Source organism: Klebsiella sp. BIGb0407, from assembly GCF_024807845.1.
GTDB lineage: Bacteria > Pseudomonadota > Gammaproteobacteria > Enterobacterales > Enterobacteriaceae > JGM124.
In genome coordinates this window covers 119,741-132,921 of the sequence record NZ_JANUEQ010000004.1, presented here as the reverse complement: position 1 = coordinate 132,921, position 13,181 = coordinate 119,741, and the positions used below count along the sequence as shown (strand labels likewise).

The following is a 13,181-nucleotide window of genomic DNA, read 5'->3' as shown; positions in this document are numbered from 1 at the left end:
AAATGAAAAAGGAACGCTTATGTTGATTGATGAAATTGACTTTGCTGGACTTTACCAGCAGCAAATGGCCCTTGCGCAACGCACTGAAAAAAAACCGGAGCATTGGGACGAACGCGCAGAGAAAATGGCTATAACCTGTGCTAACCCGCAAGACGCCTATTTGACCCAGTTGCTCGCCAAAATGGATTTTACCGATGCTAAAACATTGCTGGACATGGGGTGTGGTCCGGGATCTGTTTGTCTCAATGTGGCGCACAAACTTGAGCATGTGCATGGCGTGGATTACAGCAAAGGCATGCTGGATGTGGCCGCCAGAATCGCACAGACCAGGGGGCTGGATAATGTCACACTCATTCATCGTGCCTGGGAAGATGACTGGGACGATATTCCACAGTGTGATATCGCGGTGGCCTCGCGTTCAACACTTGTCGGTGATTTACGCTCGGCGATGCAAAAACTCCATCAGCGGGCACGGTTACGCGTTTATACCACGCATATAGTGAGTCCTTCATTTGTCAGCGCTGAAATTCAGCGGGTTATCGGGCGTCCTGTCATCGAATTGCCTAACTATATCTACGCCGTCAATGTGCTCTATCAGATGGGGATTCATGCCAAAGTTGATTTCATCGCCGGGCCAAACTTTCAGGGAAACACCGATACTTTTGAGCGCTTTTGTGAAAGTACGAGTTGGTCAGCAGGGGCATTAAACGATGAAGAACAACAGCGCCTGTTTGATTACTACCATCATCAGAAAAAGCGGGGATTGACGCTTGCCTCAACCACACGTGACTGGGCTCTCGTTTCATGGGAGAAGGGTCGCTGATATTTTATTAATAGACTATCGCTCACTGTTATCACCGTCTATTTAAGCAGGTGGCTTGCCCAGCTTATTACAGATAACAGTCAGATATAAAAGTATTCACCAAATTAAAAAAACTCATATTGAAAGGCGGCTTATAGACCGTCATCAGTGACAGGATTTCTGTATTTAAATTAACATATTAGTTCGGGTAATTATTATGAAAATGAGAAAAACAGCTTTATATATAGCAATGGTTCTGGGAATGTCAGAAGGTATTACCGTCAGTGTATATGCGGCCGATGGCGACGATGTTATGACGGTCTGGGGCAGCTCTGTTGCCAATACCAGCGATATTATTACTCAAAAGACCATCACCCATCTCGATAAGACGAATGTAGCGGATGCTCTGTCCCTGGTTCCCGGTGTGACTTTGCAAAAATCGGGGGGACGTAATGAATTGCAGGTACGCGTACGCGGGTTCGATAACCGCCAAGTTCCTGTTTTTTATGACGGTGTCCCTATTTACGTTCCTTATGATGGTAATCTGGATTTAGGGCGCTTCCTTACTTCAAACCTTTCTTCACTGGAAGTCTCCAAAGGCTATACCTCATTACTGCAAGGCCCAAACCAAATGGGCGGCTCAATTAACTTAACCACAACAAAACCCACAAAGGATTTTGAAGGCAATATGAGCTATCGCCAGGGATGGGCGCGTGGCAAAGATAATGCTTTTGATACCTCTGCTTCACTGGGAATGAAAGCTGACCTGGGCTATTTGCAAGTTAGCGGAAGTCAGCTCAAACAGCGTTTTGTTGGTTTGCCAGATAGCGTAAATAACAGCGTGGCGGGTGCTGATGGCAAACGTGCTAACTCAAAATCTGACGATAAACGCGGGATTGTGAAAATCGGGTTTACACCACGTGAAGATGACGAATATGTCTTCACTTATATCAAACAAGAGGGTGAAAAAGAAAACCCGCCTTATGCCGGAACCAGCGATCAAAAACCTAAATACTGGCAGTGGCCGGAATATGATAAAGAGAGTTATTACTACCAGGGAACAACCAAACTTGATGATACATTCACGGTGAAAAGCCGACTCTATCGGGATACCTTTAAAAATACTCTGTTAATGTATAACTCGCTTAGCGACCTGAAAAATAAAAAAGATTCCTATAGTCATTATGACGATTATACCGATGGGGCAGGTCTGCAATTGTCGGCTAATATGCGTGAAAATGACCAGCTTTCATTTGCAGCGCACTGGAAAGAAGATGTTCACCGGGAGCAGGGCGCTCGCGATGCCGATTATGACCGTTACAAAGACCGCACCTGGTCGCTATCCAGTGAATATCAGTGGGCTGTCGATGAGCGGTGGGATGTTGTTACCGGAATAAGCTACGACTGGCGGGATAGCCTGGAAGGCATGAAGCACGAGAAAAATGGCACCATTACCCATTATGCCAGCAACAATCAAAATGCCTTTAACTGGCAGGCGATGACGAAATATCACTTCGATAATCGGGATGATATTGCGCTATCCTTTTCCGATCGTAGTCGCTTCCCGACGCTTAAAGAGCGTTATACCACATCCCGTCCGGCATTCGGGCAAGTCGCCCTGGTGAATCCTAACCTGAAGGCAGAGCGTGCGCGCAGCCTTGATCTCACTTATACCGGGTATATCGGTGAAGACTGGGGTTATGAGGCGAGTATCTATTACAACCGCGTGAGCGATGCCATTCTCGCGCAAAATATTGATGCCGGTACGGTACAAAACCGTAATAGCGGACGCATCGACTATACCGGCCTCGATTTAGGTATTAACGGGCGCATTCTGGATGAGGTGAAAATTGGCTTTAGTTACGGCCTCATTCGTAGCGATGTTAAGGATAAAGAGGTCGGTAAAGTCACCGGGCTTCCTAATCAAACGGCGGTCGCATGGGTGACTTACACCCCATGGGAACCTCTCAGCCTGACCTTGTCTGAAGAGGCCCGTTCTTCAAGCTATAGCAACAGCGATGGCAGCCAAAAAGCAGCTGGGTTCTCTGTTACCAATACCCGGGTTGATTACATGATTGTCAAAGGCCTTAGCGTTAATGCCTCCGTCAATAATGTGTTCGATACCGCCTATGCCTATACCGAAGGTTTCGTCGAAGAAGGGCGTAACTATTGGGCTGGCGTCGAATATAAATTCTGATTAATCCCCCGTATTTACGGGGGATTGATAATGATTTATCCCCGTTAAGCATTAGAGCTACAGGAATAAAAAATGAACGTTCAACCTCAGGTTGCCACTCTGGATGTTATTTTATGTCACCAGCGTATGGCTGACGGAACACGACAAAAAAAAACGGCTGACGGCCGGGTTTATGTCGGAATGCATGGACTTGAAACCGCAGACGGGCACAAAGAGTATTTTGATGATCCTGACTGCGCCATCATGAACTACGCGCTTGAGCATTATGATTTCTGGCGTACTCGTTATGCGGGGAACGTTCAGTTATTTAAAACGCCGGGCATCTTCGGTGAGAATCTTGCTACCCGAGGCATTACTGAGAATACCGTCTGTATTGGCGATATCTTTCGTGTGGGATCGGCATTACTACAACTATCCTGGGGCCGGGTTGCTTGCGGCACTATGGCTGAACGTTTGCATGACCCGGATGCGCCTGAACTGATGCATCAGCAATCCCGCAATGGATGGTTCTATCGCGTGCTGCAGATGGGGGAAATTCAGGCAGGTAATATCATCACTCTTGTTGAACGCCCCCATAGCGACTGGCCGCTGAGTCGCGTGCAGAAAATCATCTTTAACCCCGATGCTTCTGTCGGTGATTTGGAAGCGTTGAGCAAACTGAATTTACTCGCCGCCGCCTGGAAAAATGAGGTTCAGGCAAGACTGGATCTGATGTAACGCTTAGTTCCACAGGGGTATGAACACCACTGTGGAATTTATCATTCAATTTGAATGACCGCGGATAATTCAACGGGACAACGAAAAGGTAAGCTTGCGACACCTACGGCTGTGCGGCTGTGCCGGCCTTTATCACCGAAGACTTCAACCAGTAAGTCTGATGCACCGTTGATGACCTCTGCGTGATCGGAAAACTCAGTATCAGCATGAACAAATCCCTGCACTGAACAGACCCGGATCAACCTCCGGTTATCTGAGAGATGGGCACGAATCTGCGCCACAACTGCCAATGCACACAGGCGCGCAGCTTCTTTTGCCTGCTCAATACTGATTTCTTTTCCGACCCGCCCAGGCGCAAAGGGGGCGCCGTCTATAAATGCGACCTGGCCGGAGATAAAAAGAAAATCTCCGGCAATAACAGCAGGGACATAATTAGCGAATGCTTTTCTGGCTTCAGTATGAGCAATACCAAGATATGCAAGGCGATCATCCAGTTCAATGCGGTTCATTATTTTTCCTTTTCAATTAAATAAACATTCTTACAGCACAATAGACAAGTAATAAAGCCAGAGTGATGTTAACGACGCGTCCATGGCGTTGAAAAATAGACTGGAACAAATGCCCCGCTAATGCCCAGACAAAATTACCGAAACATCCAATAAGAGCAAGCAGAAGGCTGACAGCAATCACATTATAGACATCATGAGTATAAGGCAGTATAAAGGTAGAAAGCGCAGTGATACCGTAAAGAATAATCTTAACGTTTGCAAATTGCAGCCAGAAACTTACCCAAAAACTGAGTGGTTTTTCATTATTACCTGAAGAAGGTGGCTGGCTATTAGCTATTTTCCATGCAAGCCAAAGAATATAGATGGCGCCCACCCAGGTAAGCCAGCCAGTCATCGATGGAAGCAGGCTTATTAATGTAACTGTGAATATGGCACATAAAAACATAATAATAAGAAAGCCCGCGCTCATGCCCGCCAGTACTCTGAGACTACGCTGGAGACCATGATGATTGACCGAGCTTAACGCAAGGATATTATTAGGGCCGGGTGTCAAAGCGGTAATAAGCGTATAAGTAAAAAAGCCTGCAATGATCGTTGATGTCACTTGTTTTCTCCTGATTTTTGCAACATATTAGCGCAACAGAAAACAACAAAATAATGAATATATTGAATGCTTTTCTTTCATAATATTGATGAGTAAGAGAGGCTCTCAATGGATTTACGTCGTTTTATTACCTTCAAAACCGTCGTTGAAGAAGGCTCTTTTGCTAAGGCCGCTCAAAAGCTCTATTGCACCCAATCAACGGTCACCTTTCATATTCAGCAACTGGAACAAGAGCTCGCCGTTCAGCTCTTTGAAAAGATTGGTCGTCGAATGATCTTAACGCCTGCGGGGAAAAAACTGTTACCTGAAGTGCATGAACTCACTCGGGTTCTGCAGGGGATAAGGCAATTAGCTCAACAAGATACGGAGCCGACAGGGGATCTCAGAGTGGTAGTAGGAGAAACGCTACTGGCTTACAAAATGCCCGTCGTTCTCCAGCATTTTAGAATGAAAGCTCCCCAAGTACGGCTGTTTCTGCAATCCATGAATTGCTATGCGATACGTGATGCCCTGCTATCGGATGCCGCAGATTTAGGGATTTTCTACCGGGTGGGTAAAGATGAATCGCTCCATATGGAAAACCTGGGGGAGCAATCCCTGGTCCTGGTTGCCTCTCCTTTATGTGAAGACCTGGACTTCATAAAAACATCACAGCATATCCCTGTCAGTTTTATTATTAATGAACCAGAATGCATATTTCGGCAGATTTTTGAAAGCACTTTACGAGAGCGCTGTATTACTCTTGAAAATACGATTGAACTCTGGAGTATTGAAAGCATAAAAAAATGCGTGGCAAGTAACCTCGGCGTTTCCTATTTACCCCGATTTTCTGTTGAACAGGAATTAGCGTCCGGAATATTAAAAGAATTACCTTTTACCGGTAAGCCACAGGAAATAACGGCATTATATGCTCATCATATAGACAGAACCGTTAGCCCTGCGATGAGGGTTTTCGCCGAATGTATGCATGAGTGCTTTGCATGAATATATAAAATGGTGGTCACACTACTCTGTAGTAACGCAGCCTGTGGTCGATTAAATTATTTGGATTGTTTTCCGCCAGGAAATAAAGTTTTCACTAAACCGCTCATGTAACACTTTAATAAAATTGTCAAAAACAACCAGGGTACGCATAGGCATAAGCGGTTAATGGAGGCGGAAGATATAAAACTGATAAAGAGAGTAATTCATATCCGGGAATAGATTTATCAGTTCTCTACGCTGTAAATAGGGTCGTACGGTTATATCGTGTAATTGGCTAGTGCTGCAGCCAGCTCGCTACCGATGTCCTGGGCGATAAAGAGAGGTTTTTCAGGAAAGAAAGAATGGCCATCGGTAAACTGCCACAGCCATATTCGGCCAGAATTACTATTACTCAGAGCACTGAGCGGATACTCAAGTTGCAGAGTGCGTAGAGAATCAGGCATCCCCAGGCGCTTAATTAACGCTGGTGCGGCAACGATACAGATACCAACAGGATGAATTGTCTTCACGATAAATCGATTATCAGGGACAGTAAGAAATAATAATTCGAAGCGACTACAACCACAGTAGATGTTGGTTCACGCGAGTCTATACAGGAACTAGTAAAAACAGCCTGCGATATGGCGGAAGTGAAAGGGATTATCCACACAGCAGGATTATCACCTTCTCAGGCAAAAGCGCAGGATCTCATTCGTGTTGATTTATACGGCAGTGCCGTATTGTTTGAGAAATTTGGTCAGGCTATCGCTCCCGGTGGCTCCAGCGTGGTGATGGGTTTCCAGTCCAGTCATCGCTTAGCTATGGACGTCGTGGGTCATCCTGTCTGATGATTTCCGGCTCTTTTTCGGCGGAGATTCTGGTTACTTTGATGGCTTCAGTAAAATTGGTGAAGTCTTTAGGCCTTTTGATATGGTATTTCTGGAAACTGGCGCTTACGATCAAGGCTGGAGAGATATTCATATATTCCCTGAAGACACCATTAAAGCATTCAAAGATCTTAAAGGTAAATAGTTGTTCCCGATACATAATGCAACTTTTGATTTGGCTTTCCATACTTGGGATGCACCCTTTAACAGTATCGTGGAATTAGCAAATCAGCAGAGTGTTTCGTTATCAATACCTGAGATTGGTGAGGGCATTGAATATCTTAAGCCTTCAGTTGAAAAACATTGAGGGAAAAGTAAATCCGCGGATAAATAACAGTATTACTTCCTGTAGAGCTATCACAGTTGATTGACAGCAATAATCAGCGAATCTACGGGACGATAAGCGATTTAACGTGGAAAAGTTTTGCTTCCGTGGCTCTGTGTGGTGAGGTTTACAGAATTGTCCCTGTCGACCTGCCGCTATGACTCTCAGCGTCCATCTACTGATGCACATTTATCAGGACGATCACTGAGCTGGTATTTGAACGCAGACGACGTCGTAAAGGGCTGGCGATCGAACGGTTTCCGCTTCTGCGCCAGGGACGGCGAACATGACCAGGTCGATGGGTTTCGTTATCGATGCACTGACCGCCAGTCGCAGGATAAAATGCTTGACCTGCGTGGATGATTTCACGAAAGAATGGCTGACAATTACCGCAGCATTCGGGATCTCAGGCGTACAAGTCACGCTAATTCTGGACCGCATCATGCTGTTTCGTGGCTATCCGGCGACGATAAGAATCGTTCAGGGACCGGAATTTGCCAGCTATGCACTGGATCAATAGGTCTTTGAGCATGATGTTTGCGGCTTGAGTTTCAGTATTCTCTATCGAGATAAAATATAATTGCGTTCATTTCTCCCTAACACTTCACTGGCTATATTGTAGTGGAGTTGTCAACATTGACGCTCTGTTCAGTGAGCATTTCCTGGCGTTCGCGATAACTGATGCCGTATTTACAATACCAGCGAACAGCGAAAGGATAATGTTTGCAACAGTACCTTCCTTGCAGTCTGCGTATATAATTAATAGCAATCGGAATTTTCTTATTATCGAATGATTTCGAATCATTGGAGAGTCAACCGTAATTTTTTTCGATATGTTTTTGATAAAATAAACAAGGTAGTTGAAATATTCATGTTGCAAATTCTAAAAGACACGGCGTGTTACCCGGGTGAGATCTGATGCTATATCATTAAATAAAGATAACACCTGGCCTTAATACTCAAAAAAAGACCATGGCATCCTGGTGTTTCCATCCTCATGTTGTTTGCTAAAAAAACTAACCACTATGGTTAAAAATATGAAAATAGCATGAGAAAATTTTTCTGCTAAGCATGGAGTTTATCCCGAGGGAAATGTAAATCACGCTGTCAGTGACTGAGAATTTTTCTGTAATTGACCCGAAAATGTAGTCTTTGAAAATGAAAAATCAGGCTAATATCAAAATGCTTTTTGCAGCGTATCCTATCTTTTCATTCATTGTTTAGTTACCGTTTAATATTGTTTTTTGGATGTATGATCCTTGAATTACTTTTTTATTTTTTTTAACCTTCAGTGCTATTTTTTTATTTTTATATAACTATTAGCTACTTACGGAAAATAAACCATGCTAATAACATGCCTTATTGATCACATATGGCGATCGATTTTCTGTTATTGATTGTCGAAATCTATCGAACTTAATGTTTTAAACGTTATAAACAATTATGCGTTAATGCGTTTTCTGATATATATTCCTGAAAACAAATAAGGCGGTAATACGGAAATAAGTCATGGATGATAAGGTTGTGGTAAATAGATATTTACCAGTAAATATTAGGCTGAAATTGAGGTTTCTATCTGTGATCGGTAAAGCCTGTTAATGAATTGACCTTATGGGAATTAGTTCGTTTGGCAACTTAATATCGATTATTTTTTATCGTGACTTTATCCGTACGTGCCAGTTTCAGGAATTGAATGAGTTTAATTGGGTTTTAATTAATTAATTTTCGGTGATCGTTAGCTGTAATGGCTAGATCTGCATCTTGAATGCATAACCATATTATGGGTTGTTTTTATCATTAATCCGGTCATCTGGATGGTAGTCGTTATTGTGTTTTTTTGTGCAACTTGTCTTTCAATTAAATAAAAAGGTGTCTTATATGACTTTAAAAAATAGTTTATTACCTGTTGCTGTATTAATGGCAACAATGGGTTTTAATTTTAGTGCAAATGCGGCTGCGCAAAATACTGCGAATGTCACCCTCAGTGGTATTATTTCAGCAGTAACCTGCGATATTGATGTCAACGGAATTCCTGGCGGAACAACAGTTAATACCGGCATGCATCTTACCGGTGACTTCACCTCCACCGTAAATAACGTGACAGGTACGCCGGTACCTATGGTCGTGACGCTGAAAAACTGCGGCGATAAAAACTCTACCGCTGGTACCGGGAATTTATATATCTCAGGGACAACTGCCGCGAACGGTAATAACAATATTTTTGTGGGCAATGACTCAAGCACTGGATTTATGGTTTTAAAAACCGGCGGAACCACCTCTGCGGATGCCATTAAAAATGATGGTACCGTTCCACTGGACGCTACCGGTTATATTAAAGATGAAGGCGGCGCTATTACTCCGGGTGGAGCGTCATATACCTTTAACGTTGCAATGGCTTCAACAGTTGCTGCACCGACTGCCGGTTTATATACCGCACCTGTCATTATTGCGTATGCGTCAGAGTAATTTCAGTTAATGCCCGGGAGAGCAGATACGGCGCTAAAACACCGTATCTGTTCCGGGCATATCCTGAGGATTTGGCTTATCAGTTGACAGGAACCTGGAATATGCGTTTTTTTCCTCTCCGGACAGTTTGCTGCACCGGGATCGCTTTAATGATGGCGTTATGGTCTGTATTTTCCGTTGCAGGCGTCTCACTTACTGCCACTCGTCTCATTGTTTCAGGCGTAAACGGAACTCAGGAAGCGGGCAGCAGTATCGGTGTGCGCAGTGACGAAAATTCAACGTCCCCTTTTTTGGTCAAAGCCCAGATATTCCGGGATATTGACGGTCATGATACGTCCGTACCTTTTGTATTGTCACCGGCACTTTTCCGGTTAGAGCCAGGAAGTACGAACCAGCTGCGGGTAATAAAAAAGGGCAACATACTTCCTCAGAACAAAGAGTCTCTTTTTTATCTGCGTGTGGCAGCTCTGCCTGCATCGCAATCTTCCCAAATGGAGTTTTCGGCACCCGAAGGCGTTCTGAATGTGGCTACCGGTAATATTATCAAGCTGTTTTACCGTCCTTACGGATTACCGGTTACACAAAAAGAAGCCATGGGGCAACTGCGGTTTTCTGCGGCGGGCAATCGGCTGAAAGTGACGAATCCGACTCCGTATTATATCACCCTCAGCAACCTGAAAGTGAACGGTAAGCCGGTCAATATCCGCGGGCAGCGGGAGCAAAATATGATTGCACCTTACGGTGAGACGTTTTTTGCGGATGCGCCGCTCAGGGGAGAAGTTCACTGGCAGGCTATCAATGATTACGGTGGACTGGAAGGTTTTCATGGAAAAATACAATAATTACCACCGGGTTTTTATCAGCATATATCTGCTCTCCTGCAGTATTCAGGCCACCGCAGAGACCCCGGTGGGGACGGCACAGACAACACAGTTTATTGCCACCATTACCGACGGCAGTTGCAGCCTGCATTATAACAGTGAGCCTGTTCTGACATTCAGGCCGCGGATTGCCGCAGATTTCTCGCCCGGAAAGGCCGTGGAAATCCAGCCGGTTTCGGCCGTCGTGACCTGTAATTATGCGGTTACTCCTCAGGTGATGATATCCGGGACAACGCCCTACGCGTCAAATAATCTGATTTTTCTTGATAATGACAGTAAATGGCCGGGCGGAACCAACGGGGTCGGTTTTATGATACAGCCCGCCACTTCGGTTGCCGAACGTGATACGTCACCATCGCTGAATAATTTTTATGCTGAAGGTCTTGCAGGCAAAGCGATTGCGAATGGAGATACGATGTCGTTGATTCCGTTAAATGACAGCAATGACTTTACTGTAAATCAGGTGTTATGGGTTGGATTGGTCGGTCTGACAGACAGCAGCAACACTATCCCCGGCACTTTTCAGGCAACGTTAACCATCACGGGGATTATCCCGTAATTCAGAGAGAGTCAGAATGAGGCTTTCAGATTTATGTCATCCGTTATCCTTGCGTGATGCCGGAACATTTCTGTTTTGTTTGTTTGCAGTCTGCGGCTTAAATACTGTTGCAAAAGCGGATACTGATTCAGTAACCATTAATTTTTCAGCAACCTTTATCGCACCAACTTGCACAATGACTGTGCCTTCAACAATCGATTTCACCAGTGATGGGACCGGATTACAGTCTACCGGATTAGTAGGTGATGGCGTGACCTATCCGGGTGGATTAACTATTTCTTTTAATGAGTGTAGTAATCAAAGTTTTACAACAGCGCTGCCGAAAATAATGGTTAAAGGAAGAACGATACAATTAGGGGGCGCTGATTACTATTTTGCAGATCAACCTAATCCTTCAGGTGAATATACCGCAAATGGTTATGGCCTGAAGTTATCGGTCAGTGGTCAACCTTTATTTGCAGATAATGCCAATATTGCAGTGGTTGGAGGTTCGCAGGGAGGTGGGGTTATTCAGGCGAAACCGGGGAATACTATTTCTTCACTGAATGGTACCTCATTAAATATAACTGCTCAGTTATCATGCGGCAGTTATTCACCTTGCAGCAGTGCACCGGATCATGAAGTAGGTTCGTTTAAATCTACTGTTACTTTTCAATTAGCTTATGATTGAACATGAAAAGAATATATATGCGACACCTCTCCGGATTAACGGTTCTGTTTTATATTGCTTTACTTTGTCTTCCTCTATCAATTCAGGCTGCTGAAGGACTGAGATTACCTCAGACAAGAGTAATTTTTACTGAGGGAGAAAAAAGTACAACGGCAGGGATCCAGAATTTAAGTGACAAACTGTATTTAGTCAAAGCGGAAGTATTGAATAGCACCGATCAGAATAAACAGGATAAGAATAGTGTTCCGTTTTTGGTTATACCGCCTTTGTTCAGATTAGAACCACAAAGTCAGTACAGGGTGCGTATTTTATCTCAGGGGACAACAAACCTGCCGGATGATCGTGAATCGGTATTTTATCTGAGTTTTTTGGCTATACCTTCAACAACCCCTTCCGGGAAATCGGATGAATCAGCGGTAACAGCCCAGGTTTCAGTGGGTATACAGACTCTGATTAAGCTGTTTTACCGCCCGACTAAATTAGCAATGACTGCCCACGAGGCACAAAATAAACTCGTATTTCAGACTTATAAAGATACTGTGGTGATGGAAAACCCGACACCGTATTACCTGACTTTAAATACGCTGAATCTCAAAGGTAAAAATATTGAGTTGGAGAAATTGGGTGCAATGATAGCCCCGTTTTCAAAGAAAACATATCATGTTAACGGAAAGAGTGAAGAAGCAAAATATACCGTTATTAACGATTATGGAGCAGTGAGCAAAACTTACTTACAATCTATTTCCTCTATGAAGGAAATACCATGAAAATTACTGTGAACAGGAAAGACAGTCATTCTTGGGTGCTACAGTATATAGCGGGCAAGAGCCTATATTTTTTTTCCGGAGTATTATTGATTTTGGTAAGCCTGCAAACGTGGGCCGGAAATATAAATGAACGAAATGGTATCACTCTGCAATCTACACGTATTATTTATACTGAAAAAGAGCGCAAAGGTGTAACGTTTGAGGTAACAAATGATACGCGAACTGTGTATTTATTGCAGTCACGTATTGATACATGGCTCTCTGAGTTGTCAGATCCCGTTGATATTACAGAGACAGATACAACATTGTCATCCCCTTTTGTTGTGCTTCCGCCTTTGGAGCGCTTAGGCGGTGGAGAAAAAATCACCTTACGTATCCTCAGGATTCGGAATACGTTACCAACGGATCGTGAGTCTGTTTTTGCGCTTCAAATTAAAGCAATACCGGCTCAAAGTAAATCCGAGGTAAACCATAAAAAAGGACAGGCTAATATTATCTTGGCATTACAAAATACCTTAAAGCTATTTTATCGTCCGGAAGGATTGCCGGTATATAACGCCCGGGATATTGCAGAGTCATTACAATTCCAACGCCAGGGAACTCAGCTTGTGGTTATTAATCCGACGTCTTTTTATGCCACGTTTGATTCATTGTCAGTGGGTGGAAAAGCCATTGAGGATAAAGAATTATTCCGGATGGTTCCGCCTTTCGGACAACAATTATACGCTTTGCCGGATACAGCCTCCTCTGATGAAGTGCGCTGGCAATTGCTTGATGATTATGGTGTGCCGACTGAGCCCATGACCCGGGCTTTGAATAATGAAAAACAATAAT

Annotated in this window: 15 protein-coding genes and 2 pseudogenes; 13 read left to right on the top strand and 4 right to left on the bottom strand. The window is 44.0% G+C overall.

Annotated elements, in window-relative coordinates; all coding sequences use genetic code 11:
- Positions 1-19 precede the first annotated feature (19 nt).
- The 3 genes from M2387_RS13580 (at position 20) to M2387_RS13570 (ending at position 3,716) form a co-directional block, all read left to right on the top strand.
- Positions 20-823: a class I SAM-dependent methyltransferase gene (locus M2387_RS13580; RefSeq protein ID WP_259050123.1), complete on the top strand. Its 804-nt coding sequence runs from the start codon at positions 20-22 to the stop codon at positions 821-823.
- 202 nt (positions 824-1,025) lie between these two features.
- The gene (locus M2387_RS13575) at positions 1,026-2,999 is read left to right on the top strand and encodes a TonB-dependent receptor plug domain-containing protein (protein ID WP_409040057.1); all 1,974 of its coding nucleotides are present in this window, start codon (positions 1,026-1,028) and stop codon (positions 2,997-2,999) included.
- Positions 3,000-3,071: 72 nt separating this feature from the next.
- A complete protein-coding gene (locus tag M2387_RS13570; protein ID WP_259050122.1) occupies positions 3,072-3,716 on the top strand; it encodes an MOSC domain-containing protein in 645 nt (214 codons plus the stop codon).
- A 41-nt stretch (positions 3,717-3,757) separates the two neighbouring features.
- Here the strand turns inward: M2387_RS13570 and M2387_RS13565 are convergent, their stop codons facing one another.
- A complete protein-coding gene (locus tag M2387_RS13565) occupies positions 3,758-4,225 on the bottom strand; it encodes a RidA family protein (RefSeq protein ID WP_259050121.1) in 468 nt (155 codons plus the stop codon).
- Positions 4,226-4,241: 16 nt separating this feature from the next.
- On the bottom strand, positions 4,242-4,829 hold the full coding sequence (gene eamB, locus M2387_RS13560) for a cysteine/O-acetylserine transporter (RefSeq protein WP_259050119.1): 588 nt from the start codon (positions 4,827-4,829) through the stop codon (positions 4,242-4,244).
- 108 nt (positions 4,830-4,937) lie between these two features.
- Between eamB and M2387_RS13555 the strand changes: the two genes are divergently transcribed.
- Positions 4,938-5,813, top strand: coding sequence for a LysR family transcriptional regulator (locus M2387_RS13555; RefSeq protein WP_259050118.1), 876 nt, complete (start codon positions 4,938-4,940; stop codon positions 5,811-5,813).
- A 257-nt stretch (positions 5,814-6,070) separates the two neighbouring features.
- Here M2387_RS13555 and M2387_RS13550 read toward each other — a convergent pair whose 3' ends face one another.
- Positions 6,071-6,322: a type 2 periplasmic-binding domain-containing protein gene (locus M2387_RS13550; protein ID WP_259050117.1), complete on the bottom strand. Its 252-nt coding sequence runs from the start codon at positions 6,320-6,322 to the stop codon at positions 6,071-6,073.
- A 111-nt stretch (positions 6,323-6,433) separates the two neighbouring features.
- On the opposite strand from M2387_RS13550, the gene M2387_RS13545 reads away from it, so the two are divergent.
- The 3 genes and pseudogenes from M2387_RS13545 to M2387_RS13535 all read left to right on the top strand — a co-directional run.
- A complete protein-coding gene (locus tag M2387_RS13545; protein ID WP_259050116.1) occupies positions 6,434-6,640 on the top strand; it encodes a Rossmann-fold NAD(P)-binding domain-containing protein in 207 nt (68 codons plus the stop codon).
- Positions 6,630-6,824 (top strand): MBL fold metallo-hydrolase, encoded by a 195-nt coding sequence (locus tag M2387_RS13540; RefSeq protein ID WP_310572777.1) that lies wholly within the window; start codon positions 6,630-6,632, stop codon positions 6,822-6,824. Before M2387_RS13545 ends, M2387_RS13540 begins: the two co-directional genes overlap by 11 nt.
- A 303-nt stretch (positions 6,825-7,127) precedes the next feature.
- A pseudogene (locus M2387_RS13535) lies at positions 7,128-7,521 on the top strand (IS3 family transposase); the annotation flags it as partial.
- 103 nt (positions 7,522-7,624) lie between these two features.
- On the opposite strand, the pseudogene M2387_RS13530 reads toward M2387_RS13535, so the two are convergent.
- A pseudogene (locus tag M2387_RS13530) lies at positions 7,625-7,759 on the bottom strand (hypothetical protein); the annotation flags it as partial.
- A gap of 1,123 nt (positions 7,760-8,882) precedes the next feature.
- Between M2387_RS13530 and M2387_RS13525 the strand changes: the two are divergent.
- The 6 genes from M2387_RS13525 to M2387_RS13500 all read left to right on the top strand — a co-directional run bounded on the left by M2387_RS13525 (position 8,883) and on the right by M2387_RS13500 (position 13,180).
- Complete coding sequence (locus M2387_RS13525) at positions 8,883-9,470, top strand: type 1 fimbrial protein (RefSeq protein WP_259050115.1); 588 nt, start codon at positions 8,883-8,885, stop codon at positions 9,468-9,470.
- A 149-nt stretch (positions 9,471-9,619) separates the two neighbouring features.
- Complete coding sequence (locus M2387_RS13520) at positions 9,620-10,312, top strand: fimbrial biogenesis chaperone (protein ID WP_259050114.1); 693 nt, start codon at positions 9,620-9,622, stop codon at positions 10,310-10,312.
- Entirely contained in the window at positions 10,296-10,910 is a 615-nt protein-coding gene (locus M2387_RS13515; protein ID WP_259050113.1) for a fimbrial protein, read from the top strand. The genes M2387_RS13520 and M2387_RS13515 overlap by 17 nt, the downstream gene beginning before the upstream one ends.
- A 16-nt stretch (positions 10,911-10,926) precedes the next feature.
- Complete coding sequence (locus M2387_RS13510; protein WP_259050112.1) at positions 10,927-11,580, top strand: hypothetical protein; 654 nt, start codon at positions 10,927-10,929, stop codon at positions 11,578-11,580.
- 2 nt (positions 11,581-11,582) lie between these two features.
- On the top strand, positions 11,583-12,347 hold the full coding sequence (locus M2387_RS13505) for a fimbrial biogenesis chaperone (protein WP_259050111.1): 765 nt from the start codon (positions 11,583-11,585) through the stop codon (positions 12,345-12,347).
- Entirely contained in the window at positions 12,344-13,180 is an 837-nt protein-coding gene (locus tag M2387_RS13500) for a fimbrial biogenesis chaperone (protein ID WP_259050110.1), read from the top strand. The genes M2387_RS13505 and M2387_RS13500 overlap by 4 nt, the downstream gene beginning before the upstream one ends.
- The last annotated feature ends 1 nt before the right edge of the window (position 13,181 follow it).